General features: G+C 55.3%; 17 protein-coding genes. 9 read left to right on the forward strand and 8 right to left on the reverse strand.

Annotation, left to right across the window (positions count from 1 at the left end):
- Positions 1 to 85: 85 nt before the first annotated feature.
- From NQT62_RS10005 to NQT62_RS10015, 3 genes are read right to left on the reverse strand one after another with little or no spacing between them, the layout of a single operon-like run.
- Entirely contained in the window at positions 86 to 523 is a 438-nt protein-coding gene (locus NQT62_RS10005) for a YeeE/YedE family protein (RefSeq protein ID WP_256764560.1), read from the reverse strand.
- A gap of 12 nt (positions 524 to 535) precedes the next feature.
- Positions 536 to 970, reverse strand: a complete 435-nt coding sequence (locus tag NQT62_RS10010; RefSeq protein ID WP_256764561.1) for a YeeE/YedE family protein — start codon at positions 968 to 970, stop codon at positions 536 to 538.
- Positions 960 to 1,289, reverse strand: coding sequence for an ArsR/SmtB family transcription factor (locus NQT62_RS10015; protein WP_256764562.1), 330 nt, complete (start codon positions 1,287 to 1,289; stop codon positions 960 to 962). Before NQT62_RS10015 ends, NQT62_RS10010 begins: the two co-directional genes overlap by 11 nt.
- A gap of 104 nt (positions 1,290 to 1,393) precedes the next feature.
- Here NQT62_RS10015 and NQT62_RS10020 point away from each other — a divergent pair, with 104 nt between their 5' ends.
- A complete protein-coding gene (locus NQT62_RS10020) occupies positions 1,394 to 2,260 on the forward strand; it encodes an MBL fold metallo-hydrolase (protein ID WP_256764563.1) in 867 nt (288 codons plus the stop codon).
- Here the strand turns inward: NQT62_RS10020 and trhA are convergent.
- The gene (trhA, locus tag NQT62_RS10025; protein ID WP_256764564.1) at positions 2,257 to 2,946 is read right to left on the reverse strand and encodes a PAQR family membrane homeostasis protein TrhA; all 690 of its coding nucleotides are present in this window, start codon (positions 2,944 to 2,946) and stop codon (positions 2,257 to 2,259) included. The genes NQT62_RS10020 and trhA overlap by 4 nt on opposite strands.
- 175 nt (positions 2,947 to 3,121) lie before the next feature.
- Between trhA and NQT62_RS10030 the strand changes: the two genes are divergently transcribed.
- Positions 3,122 to 4,057 (forward strand): alpha/beta fold hydrolase, encoded by a 936-nt coding sequence (locus NQT62_RS10030; RefSeq protein WP_256764565.1) that lies wholly within the window; start codon positions 3,122 to 3,124, stop codon positions 4,055 to 4,057.
- On the opposite strand, the gene NQT62_RS10035 is transcribed toward NQT62_RS10030, so the two are convergent.
- From NQT62_RS10035 to NQT62_RS10045, 3 genes are all read right to left on the reverse strand, one after another.
- Complete coding sequence (locus NQT62_RS10035; protein ID WP_256764566.1) at positions 4,054 to 7,011, reverse strand: CHASE domain-containing hybrid sensor histidine kinase/response regulator family protein; 2,958 nt, start codon at positions 7,009 to 7,011, stop codon at positions 4,054 to 4,056. The genes NQT62_RS10030 and NQT62_RS10035 overlap by 4 nt on opposite strands.
- A 91-nt stretch (positions 7,012 to 7,102) precedes the next feature.
- Entirely contained in the window at positions 7,103 to 9,856 is a 2,754-nt protein-coding gene (locus tag NQT62_RS10040) for an ATP-binding protein (RefSeq protein ID WP_256764567.1), read from the reverse strand.
- 93 nt (positions 9,857 to 9,949) lie between these two features.
- Positions 9,950 to 10,603 carry a peroxiredoxin gene (locus NQT62_RS10045; RefSeq protein WP_256764568.1) on the reverse strand — a complete coding sequence of 218 codons (654 nt, stop codon included), beginning with the start codon at positions 10,601 to 10,603 and terminating at the stop codon, positions 9,950 to 9,952.
- 207 nt (positions 10,604 to 10,810) lie between these two features.
- Between NQT62_RS10045 and NQT62_RS10050 the strand changes: the two genes are divergently transcribed.
- The 7 genes from NQT62_RS10050 to NQT62_RS10080 all read left to right on the forward strand — a co-directional run bounded on the left by NQT62_RS10050 (position 10,811) and on the right by NQT62_RS10080 (position 15,349).
- Positions 10,811 to 11,632 carry an SDR family NAD(P)-dependent oxidoreductase gene (locus NQT62_RS10050; RefSeq protein ID WP_256764569.1) on the forward strand — a complete coding sequence of 274 codons (822 nt, stop codon included), beginning with the start codon at positions 10,811 to 10,813 and terminating at the stop codon, positions 11,630 to 11,632.
- A 52-nt stretch (positions 11,633 to 11,684) separates the two neighbouring features.
- Positions 11,685 to 13,154, forward strand: a complete 1,470-nt coding sequence (locus NQT62_RS10055; RefSeq protein ID WP_306173621.1) for a flavin-containing monooxygenase — start codon at positions 11,685 to 11,687, stop codon at positions 13,152 to 13,154.
- A gap of 64 nt (positions 13,155 to 13,218) precedes the next feature.
- Positions 13,219 to 13,632 carry a thiol-disulfide oxidoreductase DCC family protein gene (locus NQT62_RS10060; protein WP_256764570.1) on the forward strand — a complete coding sequence of 138 codons (414 nt, stop codon included), beginning with the start codon at positions 13,219 to 13,221 and terminating at the stop codon, positions 13,630 to 13,632.
- Positions 13,629 to 14,018, forward strand: a complete 390-nt coding sequence (locus NQT62_RS10065) for a DUF4149 domain-containing protein (protein ID WP_256764571.1) — start codon at positions 13,629 to 13,631, stop codon at positions 14,016 to 14,018. Before NQT62_RS10060 ends, NQT62_RS10065 begins: the two co-directional genes overlap by 4 nt.
- 90 nt (positions 14,019 to 14,108) lie before the next feature.
- On the forward strand, positions 14,109 to 14,573 hold the full coding sequence (locus NQT62_RS10070; RefSeq protein ID WP_256764572.1) for a L,D-transpeptidase family protein: 465 nt from the start codon (positions 14,109 to 14,111) through the stop codon (positions 14,571 to 14,573).
- The gene (locus NQT62_RS10075; protein ID WP_256764573.1) at positions 14,564 to 15,007 is read left to right on the forward strand and encodes a hypothetical protein; all 444 of its coding nucleotides are present in this window, start codon (positions 14,564 to 14,566) and stop codon (positions 15,005 to 15,007) included. Before NQT62_RS10070 ends, NQT62_RS10075 begins: the two co-directional genes overlap by 10 nt.
- 177 nt (positions 15,008 to 15,184) lie before the next feature.
- A complete protein-coding gene (locus tag NQT62_RS10080; protein ID WP_256764574.1) occupies positions 15,185 to 15,349 on the forward strand; it encodes an SOS response-associated peptidase family protein in 165 nt (54 codons plus the stop codon).
- 163 nt (positions 15,350 to 15,512) lie between these two features.
- Here NQT62_RS10080 and NQT62_RS10085 read toward each other — a convergent pair whose 3' ends face one another.
- Positions 15,513 to 16,253, reverse strand: coding sequence for an SDR family NAD(P)-dependent oxidoreductase (locus tag NQT62_RS10085; protein ID WP_256764575.1), 741 nt, complete (start codon positions 16,251 to 16,253; stop codon positions 15,513 to 15,515).
- Positions 16,254 to 16,302 lie beyond the last annotated feature (49 nt).

Here is a 16,302-nt window from a genome sequence, read left to right on the forward strand (position 1 = left end):
GGGGTTAAATGACCTGGCGTTTTAAGGCCGAGGTTAAACATCACCAGCCAGGCAGACAGTGGTGCGAGACACTGCAGGATTGAGTTCAATGGCTTTTTTTACTGAGCTCCAAGAGTTCAAACACTACCATGCCACCCAGCATGGATGCCACAAACACAACGGCCTTGGCACTGCCCGCCCCCACTCCGAATAAACCCAGGGCAACCAATGCAGGCCCCGGGCAAAAACCGGCGATGCCCCAGCCCACCCCAAACATCAGGCTGCCGATGACCAAGCGACGGTCGATTTCGCTCGCTTTGGGCATACGCATGTCGGCGCCCAGAAACGACACCTTCCGCTGTCGCGCCACCGTGAATGCGATCAGGCCCACGGCGATGGCGCCACCCATCACAAAAGCCAGGGAAGGGTCCCAATGCCCAGCGAGGTCCAGGAAGCCCAACACCTTGGCAGGGTTGGCCATGCCAGAAACGATTAAGCCAAAACCAAAAATCAACCCCACCAGCAACGAAACAATGGCTGTCATGTTGAATACTCCTTAAAAGCCCAAACCGTGGCGGATGACATACACCGTCACGAAACCAGCCGCCATGAAACTGAGTGTGGCCACCAAGGACCGGGGTGATAACCTCGACAAGCCACACACCCCATGACCACTGGTGCAACCGGAACCGTAACGGGTGCCCACACCCACCAGCAAGCCACCCAACACCAAGGCGCCAAAACCAGCGTCAATCTGGCTGTGAACAGGGCCCACAAACACCGTGTACAGCACGGGCGCAATCACCAGACCGCCCACAAAAGCCAGCCGCCAATCCATATCGCCAGGCGTGGGCCGCAGCAAACCACCCAAAATGCCGCTGATGCCAGCAATGCGGCCATTGAGCAGCACGAACAAGGCAGCAGACAGGCCGATGAGCACACCACCGGCCAGCGAGGCCCACGGAGTGAATGAATTCCAGTCAATCGTCATGGTTGTCTCCAGTTGGACAATAAAGGTCGTACATCAGCGCGAGCAGTTGTAACAAGCGCGGGTCGGACACTCGATAAAAAATGCGTTTGCCATCGCGGCGCGTGTCCACCACCCCGTCATTACGTAACACACTCAGTTGCTGTGACAAGGTGGGCTGCCGAATGTCCAGGCGCTCTTCAAGGTCACTCACGCAGAGCTCCTCTTGCGACAGTTGGCACAACAGCAACAGGCGGTCTTCATTGGCCATTAGCTTCAACACGCCAACCGCCTCGGTGGCGGCTTCGCGCATGCGCTGTGGATCCAGGTTTTGCACTTTCATGGCACTCATTCCATCAATATGAGTTGACATCAATATATATATTTATATACTATTTGTCAATAGATTGATTGTAATGCCCACCCTGCACACACGGAGGCAGTGCCATGCAAACCCATGTTCAGCCATTCTTTGACCCCAGCACCTGGACAGTCAGTTATGTCGTGGTTGACGTTGCCACGCGACATGCCGCCATCATTGACCCTGTATTGGATTTCAATGTGAAGTCAGGCCGTACCAGCACACAATCTGCGGACCGCATCATCGACTACGCACGCAGCGAACAACTCACCGTCGACTGGATTCTGGAAACCCATGCACACGCAGACCATTTGTCCAGCGCGCGCTACTTGCAGCAAACCTTGGGTGGAAACATTGCGATCGGTGAAAACATCCGGCAGGTTCAGGCCGTGTTCAAAAAGCTGTTTAACCTGGAGCGAAATTTTTTGCCCGATGGCAGTCAGTTTGATCACCTGTTCACCGACGGCGAGCGGTTCCAGATCGGCAACACCACGGTAACTGCCCTGCTGGTGCCCGGCCACACACCCGCCGACATGGCGTATGTGCTGGATGATGCAGTGTTTGTGGGCGATACCCTGTTCATGCCCGATGTTGGCTCTGCCCGGGCTGACTTTCCGGGAGGCGATGCGCACACCCTCTACCGCTCCATGAGGCGGATATTGAACCTGCCCGGCGACATGCGGATGTACGTGTGCCATGACTACCCGCCCCAAGGCCGTGCGGCCCGTTGGGAGACCACGGTGGCCGAACAGCGTGCGCACAACATTCATGTGCGGGATGGCATCTCGGAAGATGAATTTGTGACGATGCGCAAGGCGCGGGATGCCACGCTGGAAGTGCCGGCACTCATCATTCCATCCATCCAGATCAACGTGCGCGCAGGCCAAATGCCACCCCCGGAAGACGACGGGGTGAGTTACCTGAAAGTGCCCTTGAATGTACTGGGTGCCTAGGCTGCCGTGGACGGAATCACATAAAACCAGATGACGGCACAATGGCAGGCCGCACCGGCCACCACCCACAGATGCCACACGGCGTGTGTGAACTTCACTTTTTTTGCGGCATAGAAGCCCGCGCCCACCGTGAAACACAAACCACCGGCAATCAGCAGCCAGAAGGCATCCCGTGGAAAAGCCTCCCACAAGTCGCGGATGAGCACAATCGAAGACCAACCCATCAGCAAATAAGTGACGAGGGAGAGACGCTTGAATCGGTGAATAAAAAACAGCTTGAACCCGATGCCCGCGAACGCCAAAACCCAAACCACCCACAGCAACACGGTGGCCGATGTGGTGTGCAGGGTCAGCATGAGCATGGGGGTGTAGGTGCCGGCAATCAGCAAGTAAATGGCACAGTGGTCCATGCGCTTGAACAGCGCTTTGGCCTGCGCGTTGGTGGTGGCATGGTACAAAGTAGAGGCTGCAAACAGCAGCACCAGGCTTGCACCATACACCACCACACCCGCCAATTCCCCTGGGTTCAGGATGGACGCTGATTTCAGCACCAGCAACACCGCCACCACAGCCGCTGCCACAGCAGCCAGGCCATGGCTGATGGCATTGGCCAACTCTTCAGCAGGTGAATACGCAGCCATGGGCGCAACCACGGGTGCAACTGCAGGGGCAACGACAGGTTGCATGCCAGAACTCTCCAGTGCAAGGGGTTGAACAGCAAAAATGGGTCAGGCGGCCCAATATTGCCACAAGGTCAAGCCTACATCCATTCAATGCCAAAAAGCCGACATGCAAGACCGTCTGCTGAATGTACAACATGCAGCAACAGCCAGTATGCTCAAAGCCTGTCTTTGAATCACCATGACCATGCAACACGCCAATTCCACACTGTCCAGCACCGTCTTCATGCATGAGGACGACGCATTTTTCAACCTGCCCACAGGCGAAGCCCTGTGCTACCGCAGTTATGGCAACGCCAGCCACCCCACCGTGCTGTTGGTGGTGGGCTTAACCCTGCAACTGCACTATTGGCCGAAAGAATTGGTGATGCCTTTGATTCAGGCGGGCTACCGGGTGGTGGTGCTGGACAACCGGGACATTGGCCGCTCATTCCGCCACGCATCGCCCCCGCTGGGCATGAAAGAAATTCTGTTTGCAAAACCGCATGCCAACACCTATACGCTGACCGACATGGCCAATGATGCAGTGGCCTTGATGGACCACCTGGGCATTGAGCAGGCCCATGTGGCTGGCATGTCCATGGGTGGAATGATTGCGCAGGAAATGGCCTGTGCCCATCAGGCTCGCGTGTTGAGCCTGACCTCCATTTTTTCGACCACTGGCAACCGAAAGGTTGGACAACCCTCGCTGGGCGGCAAACTGAAAATCCTGGGCAAACCACCCACCACCCGCGACGAAGCAATCGCGGCTTACCTGGACAAAGCCCGTTACATTGCTGGAAACCGGTACACCGTGGAGACCGATTGGGCTGTGGACTATGCCGGCAAAGCCTGGGACCGTCTGGACGGCAAACGGGCCGGTGCTGGCATTTCCCGCCAGATTGGCGCGATATTGAAAAGCGGGGACCGCACCACCCAATTGAAACAAGTGACTGCACCAACCCTGGTGATTCACGGCGACCGCGACCCACTGGTCAACCCCAGCGGCGGACACGCCACCGCCAGTGCCATCGCTGGTGCCCGCCACTTGATACTGCCCGGCATGGGGCATTACATTTCGCAGTCGGTCAGCCCATTGCTGGCCGACCTTTTGCTGAGCCACTTTGCCCGGGCCTAGTGCCGAACCCCGCGGGCATGGTTGGCCACAGCCAACCGAACCCGCTCAATGTCCAACGGCTTGGACAGGTGCAAACACATGCCCGCCTCCGATGCCTGGTGGATGTCCTCGTCAAATGCATGCCCGCTAAGCGCCACCACCGGCGTTTCTGAATTGAGAAGACAAGCCACCCGAATCTGCCGGGTGGCTTCATAACCGCTGATGCCAGGCATGCTGATGTCCATGAAGATCAGGTCGAATTTCTCGGTTTCACAAGCCCGAACCGCTGCCTCTCCGCTGACAACACTCACCACCCGGTGTCCATCGTTTTCCAGCAGCTTGCGCAATATCTTTAAGTTGATGGGCATGTCATCCACGATCAAAATGGACTGACTGGGCACTTTCAGTGCTTGGCCTGTCTTGGCTGGATCCGTTTGAACCGGCGCCCGCTCCATGGGCAATTCAAAGTGGAACGTGGTGCCCTCCCCAAGCACTGAGTCAAACCAGATTCTTCCACCCATGGACAGCACCACCGATTGAACGATGCTCAAACCCAACCCTGTTCCACCGTACTTCCGAAAGGTTGAATCTTCCGCCTGGAAAAATGGTTTGAAAATGTCCTTGTGTTTGTCCGTGGAAATACCGATCCCGGTGTCACGCACCGATACACGTAACATACCCTGAGACTGATTGCTGGGTGTGTAACAGGCAGACACCTCAATCTCGCCCGATTCCGTGAATTTCATGGCATTGGACACCAGGTTGTGAATCACTTGCCTGAAACGGGTTGGATCACCCAGGAAGTAGTCATCCCGGCCCAATCCTTGATAGGACTCCAGAAGGGTCAAGCCTTTGTCATGTGCAGGGATGCCATGCAAGGTGATGCAGGTTTTAATTTGGTCGAAAACCACAAACGGGATTTTCTCAACCCGGAACTGACCACTTTCAATCTTCGACAGGTCCAGAATATCGTTCAGGATCATGGTCATGGTTTGGGCACTGCTGTGCAACACCTCCAGATCGGCCCGCAAGGCCTCATCCTCCACCCGGTCCCGCAACAAACTGGCGTAGCCCAGAACACCATTCAGTGGCGTGCGTATTTCATGGCTCATCACCGCCAAAAACGCAGACTTCTGCTTGGAAGTCAACTCAGCATTCATTTGCAGCTGCTTCAGGTCGGACACGTCTTGGATCAGGGTAAAGAAACCGCGAAGCTCGTCCTGTTCTTTGTGCGGAATGTAGTCAATCAACAGGTACTGTCGGGTGGCCCCTGGCAGCAGCACCGTGTATTCAAAGCGCGCAGGGGTACCCGACAAGGCGGCCTGTACATGCTCACTGCCGGCTGAAAACAACTCATCGTATTGGGCAGTGTTTTCAAGCTGTTCAACAAACGCCCGCAAGCGCTGGTTGGCATAAGTCATGTCAATGTCGTGATTCCAGTACCCAATCATGACGGGCACTGAATCAACAATTTTGTTCAAGGTGCTTTGTGCTTCACGCAGTTGTTGCGTGCGCTGCTGCACAGTAGATTCCAGTTCGGTGTTGATGCGCTGAATTTCCTGAATAAAGCCCACCCGCTCAGTCACATCATTGATGCCAACCAACACAAACCGACGCTGCCCCACTTCAATGGTGTTCAGGGTTGCTTCAATCGGAAACTCGGAACCATCGTGTCGTCGCCCTGACAGAATGCGCCCCACATTCATGGAGCGCATGCCAAAATCATAGTGTTTGCGGTGCTCCCGATGACGTGCCCGGGCCGACTCCGGTACCAACACCTCAACAGCCTCGCCGATAATCTCCTCACGGCGATAGTTAAACATGTCGAGCAAACGCGTGTTGACATCGACAATACGCCCATCCAGGTCAGCCAGCACCTTGCCCAATGGCGAGCCTTCGATAATCGCTGAGGTCAGTTTCAACTGGTACAGCTTGGCGGCCACGTCCCGATTGCGTCCGCGGATCAATTGAGCCACCAACAACAACACACCAAATGACAGTGTGAAGGTCAACAGACCAATCCAGACCATGTTGTAGGGTTTGAAATCGCTGTTGTAACTGGGCAGTAGCGCGGCATCCAGTTGCCATTGCCGCCCATACACATTCAACAGCGTGGACTTGCGCTGCAGCGCGTGCGGGCCATCCACTTGGGTTGACTGATAAAACGGCACTGGTGCCGATGGGCTGGTGACATCGCTGAGTCGCACAGCGAGGTGACGATGATCAAACTTGATTTTGGACATGATTTCATCGATCACCAACACGGCATACGCCCATCCCTCCGTGGCATTCAAGCGGTTGTTGAAATCATCGCCCGGTTTGAAGACGCGCTGGATGGGCAACAGCATCAGAAACGCGGACTGTGTGTTGACTGCGGTTTGAACGGCTGTGATGGGTGCTGTCAAGCGGGCCTGTCCATCCATGACCGACTGAATGGCCGCTGAATACCGGTTTTGTTCGGATGCAATGTTGAGCCCCACTGCTTCCTGGTTGCGCTCCAACGGTTCAATGTAGCGGATCACAAAGTGCTGATCGGTGCGCAAGCCCAGGTTTCGAATGGCTTTGAATTCACCATACTCAGACGACATTTCAGCCTGAAAACGATTCAAGTTGTCATGGGACACATTGAAAATCAACCCGAATCCACGGGCACCCGGAAACTCTCGCTCAAGGTCTCGAGTGGCCATGTAATTGCGAAACGATTGCAGGGAGTACTGGCCAGGTGCTTGGGCCACCAACATGCCGCGAACACCTCGAACGCCATACTCATACAGCCCGATTCGCTCCTGGATGCCTGCAGAGACATCGCCGAATTCCGTCTCGAAAAAATCGGTTTGCCGCTCGTTGTTGACCGACTGGAAACGGTGAACGGCCAAGATCGACAGCACGGCGCACACCAGCAGCACACCCGCCAGCGAGAGCCAATCCCGTGTGCCCATGCGTTGGACATCCTGACTCAATTCATTGATGATCATCTGATGTATTCAGCGCAGGCTGCCAATCTCAGCGGACGAAGTCGCGATAACTCGGATATAGGGCACAACATATCGGTTTTACCACTTCAAATCAACGCCTCCCATTGTTTTCGGCAGGTCGGTCAATCTTGCGGGGCAACACGGCAATCGGGTGTTTTCTGTACCGCTGCACCGCATAACGAACCACCCGGACCAACAGGTCCGGGTCCAGTGGCTTCGTGAGGTAATCATTCATGCCAGCCTTGAGCGACTTTTCACGTTCGCTCAATAGGGCACCACCCGTCAAGCCGATCACCGGCAATTCAGACCATGCGGGGTTTGTTCGAAGGGCCATCACCGCGGCGTTGCCATCCATCACCGGCATCTGGATGTCCATCAGCACCAAATCCACCTGACCATCCAACGACTTCAACACGTCCAGGGCCATTTGACCATCGGTTGCCGTGGTCACCACCGCGCCTTGCCTTTCCAGCAATTTTTGACCAATTTTCAGGTTCAACAGACTATCGTCCACCAGCAGTACATGCACATTGGGCAACCACATCAATTGATCCGGATCACCGGCTGGCAAGGGCTGACTGGGCTCATGTTGTGCGCCGTTGGGCTCCAGTTGCGCAGCCTCTGTCGGCAATTCAAATGGCAGTTCCACCCGAAAGCAGGTTCCTTTGCCTTCCTCGCTGCGCACAGTCACCTGTCCACCCATGCGTTCGCTGAGTTGCTTGACGATGGTCAGGCCCAGACCAGTGCCTCCAAAACGCCGGGTCATGCTGGCGTCGGCCTGCGTAAACGGTTTGAACAGTTTGGGCAACACCGCCGGGGCAATCCCAATCCCGGTGTCTTCCACCGCCAGACACAGCCGAACCCGATGGGCCGACGAGCCTGCGGTGATGTCCAGGCGCACATCCACACGACCCTGCGCTGTGAATTTGACCGCATTGCCCACCAAATTCAACAGAATTTGCCGCAGACGCACGGCATCGCCAAGTACCTGAGCAGGCCATTCCGGCCTGAACTGCGGCATCGACAACACCAACCCTTTGGCTTGGGCGGCGGGCTGCATCATGTGCTGCACCTCATCCAGCACCGCCTGAAGTTGCACAGGCTTGTGTTCCAGTTCCAGTTCACCCGCTTCGACTTTGGCCAGGTCCAGCACGTTGTTCACAATGCCCAACAAGGCGCCGCTGGCCGCCCGAATGCTGCGAATTTGCTCCAATTGTTCAGCAGGGTCAGCCCCCTTCTCCAACAGATAACCCAAGCCAATCACCGCATTCAATGGCGTGCGAATTTCATGGCTCATGTTGGCCAGAAAATCGGTTTTCGCTTTGTTGGCGGCATCGGCCAAGGTCATGGCCTGCCGAAGCTCTTGCTCCACCGACTCCCGGCGCTTGATTTCCCGGGACAAAGACCGGTTCCACAGGTAGAAAAACAGCAGCGCAGTCAGGGCCATCAGGCCGAATTGCCAAACCAAGGTGTAATCCACATGGGGCTTGTACTCCACCACGCCCCAACGCTGGGCAATGTGGGTTCGTTGTTCCGGGGTCAAGCTGGCCAACCCCTGATTCAGCACATTGACCAAATCCAACCAGTCGGGTCGCACTGCCATGTTGATTTTTAAATCACTGCCTGGAACCGGCGACACCACCATCAAATTGTCAAAATGGTGTTCACGGATGAGGTAATTGGCCGTCGTCAAGCCACCCAGGTAGGCATCCACTGTGCCGGTGGCCAACGCTTCAAGGGCCTGCAATGGATTGCCCACGGTGACCACGCGCAAGCCTGGAAACTCTCGTAGGATGTCATCCACCATCTGTCCATCGGCAACCATGGCCACCCGCTGCCCAGCCAGGGAATCCAAGCCGTTGATGCCCAGGCTGTCTCGCCGGGTAAACAACACCATGGCCGCAATACCCGAGGGCTGTGGATGGCTCATCACAAATGGCGGCGCGTCCACCAGCCGAACCCGAATCTCCGGTGCCCCTTTAAGCCACAGCAAGCTGCTGGCTGACAGCTTCAACGGATTCGCATCCGATTCGAACTCTGGCCGATTACCATACCAACGGTTTTGCAAGTGGCGCTTCACATCCGGATCCAGGTTTTCAAAAGCCTTGTCCAGCAATTGAGCCAGCACAGGCCAGTCCTTGCGAACGGCAATCACCACGGGTGCCTTGCTTTGGGGCAATACATCCGCAATCTTGAATGTGGGGTCCTGGTTTTGTACGCGTTTGAATTCAATACCCACAGAACCCAGAATGGCAGCCACCCGGTTTTGATTCAGCGCCAACACCGAGGAGTCGGCATCGTCAAACGGCACAGGCAACACTCCAGGATCGGCCGCCAACAAACGCTCCGATTGAATTTCATGCCGCAAGTAGGCAACCCGCTGCCCGCGCAGATCGCTCAGCCCGTGAATCACCGGGTTCTGGTCGCTCCGAACATAGAGGTAAGAGTAGGTGTAGAACAGCTCATTGGAGAACACAAAGTCGGATCTCCACTGATCCAGCTTGCGGACCAAAGCCAAACCAGCACACTGGTGCTGCTTGGCCATTTGAACAGCCTTTGGCCAAGTGTCCACATTCAGTGTGATTTCAATACCCAACTGTTGGGACAGCAAGGCATACAACTCGGGAATGTACCCTTGGGCCTGGCCTTGGGCATCCAAAAACAGATTGGGCGGGAAATCGGCCGAGAAACACAGTGGAATCTGCGGATGCTCCTGAAGCCAGCGCTGCTCTTCAACCGTCAACGACAATGGGCCGCTGGCCGCTTCGGCGCGAGACAGGCAACCGGTTTGAACTGCAAGGGCCAGGCCGAAAGCCATGCCCCACCACCCAAATTTCAAACCCATTGCGGATCTCCCCCATTCCAGCCACCTTACGGCAGCTTGTGGGGGAAACAAGGGCAAAGATGAGGGGTATTTACCGCCTATTTCAGCGATTGTTCAACCTGGAAATTTCGTGGTACGCAAATAAGGCAGCTTGATGTCAATGTTGCCAAACTTGGCTTTGGCTGCCTCATTGTCCAAAGACAACGCCACAATCACATCCTGACCTGTGGTCCAGTTGGCAGGCGTGGCAATCGGTTTGCCATAGGTGGCCTGCAGGGCGTCCAGCGCACGCAGCACCTCAGCAAAGTTGCGGCCAACCGACATGGGGTAAGTCATTTGCAATTGCAGTTTCTTATCAGGGCTGACAATGAAGACTACCCGCACCGTGGCCGTGTCGGCAGCGGTTCGGCCATCGGGCAGGTAGGCATTGGCCGGCAGCATGTCCAGGGCTTTAGATACCGCCAAGTCCTTGTCGGCAATAATCGGGAATGTGGCCTTGGCACCTGAATATGACTCAATATCACCCTTCCACTTGCAGTGTTCATCCACACCATCCACCGACAGGCCGATCACCTTGGTGTTGCGCTTTTTCCATTCGTCAGCCAACTGGGCCACTGCGCCGAATTCGGTGGTACACACCGGCGTGAAGTCCTTGGGGTGACTGAACAGAATCGTCCACTGGTCGCCAATGAAATCATGCAGTTTGAAGCTGCCTTGGTCAGTGGTCAGGTCGAGGTTTGGAACAATGTCATTGATTCTCAAGCCCATGGTGTTCTCCTGTGTGGCGTTGGTGTGGCTGTGCACAAAATGCTGGAATCCAAGCCTATCACCGAATTGACAAGCCCTGAACAACACTTCCGCAATATGCATATAACCCCCTTGTGTCGTGTTTTGTTCCTTTCTTGACGTGTACAAGCCTAGACCCCGCAGCGCGGCGGTCATTACAATCAGTGAATAACCGGAGACAAGAAAACCATGAAAAATTTCAAAGACAAGGTGGTGGTCATCACGGGTGCAGCATCCGGCATGGGCCGCGCCTATGCCCTGATGTTTGCGCGGGAAGGCAGCCACCTAGCCCTGTGCGATTATGCAGCCGATGGCTTGGCCGAAACCGTGCGCCTCACCAAAGTACAAACCCCCGGGGTGCGCATTCACAGCGCCGTGGTGGATGTGTCCAACAAGTCGACGGTGGAAGCATTTGCCGATGACGTGAAAAATGCCCTGGGGCCTGCCTGCGTGGTCATCAACAATGCCGGTGTGAGTGGTGAAGGCGCGCCGGTGTGGGCCATGAGCGACCACAGTTATGAACGGGTGATGGGCATCAACTTCTGGGGCGTGGTGTATGGAACCCGGGCTTTTCTGCCGCAGTTGATGTCTCAAAAGCAAGGGGCGATTGTGAATGTGTCCAGCGTCTTCGGTTTGGTGGGCACCCCCAACAATTCAGACTACTGCGCCAGCAAGTTTGCCGTGCGCGGCTTTACCGAATCCTTGGCAGTTGAGTTGAGCAGCAGCGACATTCAAGTTCACTTGGTGCACCCAGGCGGCATTAACACCAACATCGCGTCAGAAGCCAAACACGAAAAATTTGCCAAGAAGTTTTTAACCACCCCCCCTGAAGACATGGTAGACCAGGTGCGCAAAGGCATTTTGAAAAACGAACCGCGCATTGTGTATGGCAACAACGCCGCCCGCATTTGGTGGGGCTCGCGCTTTTTACCTTTCAAAAAAATGCGGCATGTGCTTTGGCAGCAAATGAAACCAGCGCTGGACCCTGCCCCTTACAAAGACCTGAAATAAAATCAGAGGCTCACACAGTGAGCCCGTCACAACAAGACAGCGGAGTGGACAAATGACGATGGTACCGAATGTGGACCTGGACGTACTGGTGATTGGTGCGGGTATTTCCGGCATTGGGCTGGGTTATTACCTCAAACGGGATTGCCCGCAAAAAACCTTTGCCATTCTGGAAGCCCGGGACAGCATTGGGGGCACGTGGGATTTATTCCGCTACCCCGGCATTCGATCTGACTCTGACCTTCACACGTTTGGTTATGAGTTCAAGCCCTGGACACATGAGAAGTCGATTGCCGACGCGCACCTCATTCTGGACTACATTCGCGAAACAGCCCGCGAGTTTGGCATTGACCAGCACATCCGCTTTGGACACAAAGTGCTGGCCTCCAACTGGTCAAGCACCGAGCAACGTTGGCTCGTGGATGTGCGCTGCGCCGATGGCTTGACCAAAACCATTCGCGCCAAGTGGTTGTTTTGCGCAGCGGGCTATTACAAGTACGAAGAAGGCTTCTCGCCCGATTTCAAAGGCCTGGCCGACTTCAAGGGCCAGGTGGTGCACCCCCAGCATTGGCCCGAAAACCTCGACTACACCGGCAAGAAAGTGGTGGTGATTGGCAGCGGCGCCACCGCCGTCACCTTGATACCGGCCATGGCCGATAAAACCGCGCACATCACGATGCTGCAGCGCACGCCCACCTACATCATGAGCCTGCCCGCCAAAGACCCCTTGGCCGAGCTGTTCAAAAAATGGCTTCCGGAAAAAATGGCCTACCGCTGGGTGCGTCGCAAAAACATTACCCTGCAGCGCCTGTTCTGGCTGTATTGCCAGAAGTTTCCCAACGCAGCCCGCAAATACATCCGCAAGCACGTGGCCAAGCGCCTGCCCGAAGGCTTCGACATCGACAAACATTTCAACCCGCCCTACAACCCCTGGGACCAGCGTTTGTGTGCAGTCCCCAATGGTGATTTGTTCCGCACCATCCGGCAGGGCAAGGCCTCGGTGGTGACCGACCACATTGATCATTTTGTGACCGACGGCATTCAACTCAAGTCTGGCGAGAAGTTGCCCGCCGATTTGGTGATCACCGCCACCGGCTTGAACATTCAATTGATGGGTGGCGTGCAGATGAGCGTGGACGGTCAAGCCCTGTCACCCGGCAACCATGTGGCCTACAAAGGCATGATGATGAACGAGGTGCCCAACTTTGTGTTTGCGATTGGCTACACCAATTCCTCCTGGACATTGAAAGTGGGACTGCTGTGCGAGCACTTCTGCCGATTGCTCAACCACATGGACGAACAAGGACAGGCTGTGTGCACGCCACGCCTGCCCAAGGACGGGATGGAAACCCGCCCCATTCTGGACTTTGGCGCGGGCTACATCCAACGCGCCTTGCCCACCCTGCCCAAGCAAGGTGTACGCCGCCCGTGGGTCATGAACATGAACTACTTCTTTGATGAGAAAGTACTTCGGCATGGCCCGGTGGCCGATGAGGGCTTAAGCTTTGAAGGGCAAAAGTCCTGACGAACGGCGGGCATACCCTGTGGTAACCTTGGTGCTGTAGTTGCAGTACCGAGGTAACACCACCATGAAAGACCCCAACCCCCCACTCACCGTGCTCTACGACGGTGCCTGCCCACTGTGTCAGCGGGAAATCGCCCACGTGAAGCGATTGGCCGATGGCCAGGGCAACACCGGTCTGTGTTTTCAGGATGTGAGTGCCCACACCCCCAGCGACCCGGCATCGGCAGCCGAACAAGCCCGATTGCTGGCCCGCTTTCATGTTCAACGCAGCGATGGCTCACGCTTGGACGGCGCTGCGGCCTTTGTGGCCATGTGGGAACGCTTGCCTGGTTGGCGCTGGCTAGCGCGATTGGCACGCCTACCCGGCATGTTGACGGTGCTGGAATGGACCTACCGGGGTTTCCTGAAAGTTCGACCGCGGTTGCAAACCCTGGCCCGGAGGCTGGAGTCCAACACCACACGGAGTAACACACCATGAACACCTTGGCATTGCTGACCGTTGCCCTGCTGTTTGGCGGCATGGTGCTGTATTCCTTCGGCTTTGCTGCCGCTCTGTTCACCACGCTGCCACCGGAGCAGGCCGGTTCAACACTGCGCCGTGTATTTCCCCACTTTTACCTGTTTGTCATGGTGACATCGGCGGTGGGTGCTGCCTTGCTGTGGGCCAGCAATCCGCTGTCGGCCTATTTGCTGGCGGCCATTTCAATCACCACCCTGCCCACCCGGCAAGTGCTCATGCCCGCCATCAATGCCGCCACCGATGCCGGCAACAAACAGCGCTTCAAGCGATTGCATGGTTTGTCGGTGGTGGTCACCTTGGCCCACATTGCCTTGGCCGCCGTGGTGCTCGCACGGTTTGTTTGATGAGAATCACCCTTCTGCTATCAGGGCTTTAAATTTGTCACCCGCGGTCACTTGAATTTATCCTCAGTATTTATTTTGCGGAGGATATGCATGAGTTCTTTGAAATTTGATGGTGCCTGTCATTCGCTGCAATTGATTGACCAACAGGGAAATTTGGTAGGCGACTGGGTTGCTTATAACAACGTTGACATCAGTGCGAAGTTGAGGTTCATTCCCAACGGCACGTATTCTTTCATAGATACCCAACGGCCATATCCACACAAGCCAGACCCGAATGGCCCGTACGGATCCTATGGAATATTAAGATTCAACGTACCACACCACGCTGGGATTGGGGTTCACTCTGGTCGATCTGCATCCAAACGATTACCTGGCCCTCAACATCCCACGATGGGCTGTATCCGTACGTCCGATCAAGCAATGCACGCCATTTCAGAATTGATTGCTGAAGATCCTTTAACCTCCATCCAGATCAACAATAATTCGGACTATCGGTCTATCCAGGCTACAGCATTATTTTCGACCACAACAATGAAAGGCTTGGCATGGGCTTGAAACAATTCACTTTGATTGCCGGAGGTTTGCTGATTGTTTCAATCAATGTTTCACTGGCCAAAGACACAGAATTAACGCGATGCAGGTTCACACAATACGCAGAGGCTGATCATAAACTGAGCGACGTAACATCGTGGCAAGACCTGTACCGTTGGTATTTTAAATTCAAGCGTTGTGATGATGGGTACCTTGCTGAGGGCATTGGAGATACCGTGGGTGTACTTCTAACAGACCAATGGAATGATCTGTCAGAGCTGATCGCTATCACCTCGAAAGATGAGGCCTTCCTGACTTTTGTGCTGCAACACGTCAACTCTACACTGGATACAGAAATGCTGGAGACCATCGAATCAAATGCAACCAACCGTTGCAACAACCGCTTTGATGATGTTTGCCAGCAATTACGCGATGTGAGTCATGCGGCACAAAATTGACAGGTGTTGAAGAGGCAGGGAATATGAAAGCACCAAGGAAAAGGTACATTCATGTGCGGACGATGCGTCATTGAAGGGCACATTTCGAGACTGACGGAATATTTCGAGGCCCGGTATACAGAAGATGAGTCCCTGTTCACCAACCGGTAGAACATCGCGCCCACCAGTCCCGTGCCTGTGGTTCGAATCCAACGGGAAGGAGAACGGGTCATTCTCAACCACCACTGGGGGCTGATACCTCACTGGGCCAAAGACGACTCCATCAGTGCAAAATTAAACAATGCGCGCGGCGAAACGGTGCATGAAAATCCGTCCTTCCAAACCGGATGCACGTCATGCTGAACCGCGATCAGTGGGTCGACTGGCTGAATTCAAATAATCAGGATGTGGCTTCATTGCTGCCGTTGATCTCCAGCACCAATTCGGTGAGGTTTCATCCAGTCGGATTTGATGTCAGCCGCGCCGGCAAAAACCGTGTGGATGACGCCACTTTAATTCAGCCCTCCTACAAGGTTTGCCCGTTGTCCGCCCTCAGCACTTGCCCGGTAATGGATTTGGATACCAACAAACCGTACACCGACGCTGCAATGTCATCGGGGGTGGACATTCGCTGCAAAGGCAGCTCACCGGAAATTTTCTGCATTTTGTCTTCATGGCCATTCCACCAACGCGTGTCGACCACGCCCGGGGCAATACAGTTGACCCGAATGTGTGGTGCAAGCGCCCGCGCCAATGAACGCGTTAAACCATGCACAGCCGCTTTTGAAACCGCATAGGGCAAAGACGAACCAAACCCGGTTTCGCCCGCAATACTGCCCACATTCACAATGGCTGTATCGGCTTGCTGGCGCAGGTAAGGCGCCGCCACATGGCAACAGTGGAAGGTACCCTTGAGGTTGACAGACAGCAGCACATCCCACACATCGTCGGTGATCAAATCCAGGTCCTCAAACGGCAACTGCCGGGTGATTGCGGCGTTATAGACCAGCACATTCAATTTTCCCCAGCGGTCAATCACCCGCGCCACTGCAGCAACCACCTGGCTGCGGTCCGACACATCAGCGGCGATGGCCATCGCTTCCTGACCCAACTGCTGAATCTGTGCAACCGTCTGTTGGGCCTGCGCGCTGCTGCGGGAATAAATAACCGCCACCGCGTAGCCCTCGTTGGCCAGCTTTAAACTGATGGCTTGTCCAATACCGGTGCCACCGCCGGTCACCATGGCCACTTGATCAACACTGCGCATTTGTCTGCTCCTGAATTGGACCGCACAACCAGCGACCCGAATAATCAAC

Origin of the sequence: Limnobacter humi (assembly GCF_024518835.1) — a bacterium.
Lineage (GTDB): Bacteria > Pseudomonadota > Gammaproteobacteria > Burkholderiales > Burkholderiaceae_B > Limnobacter > Limnobacter humi.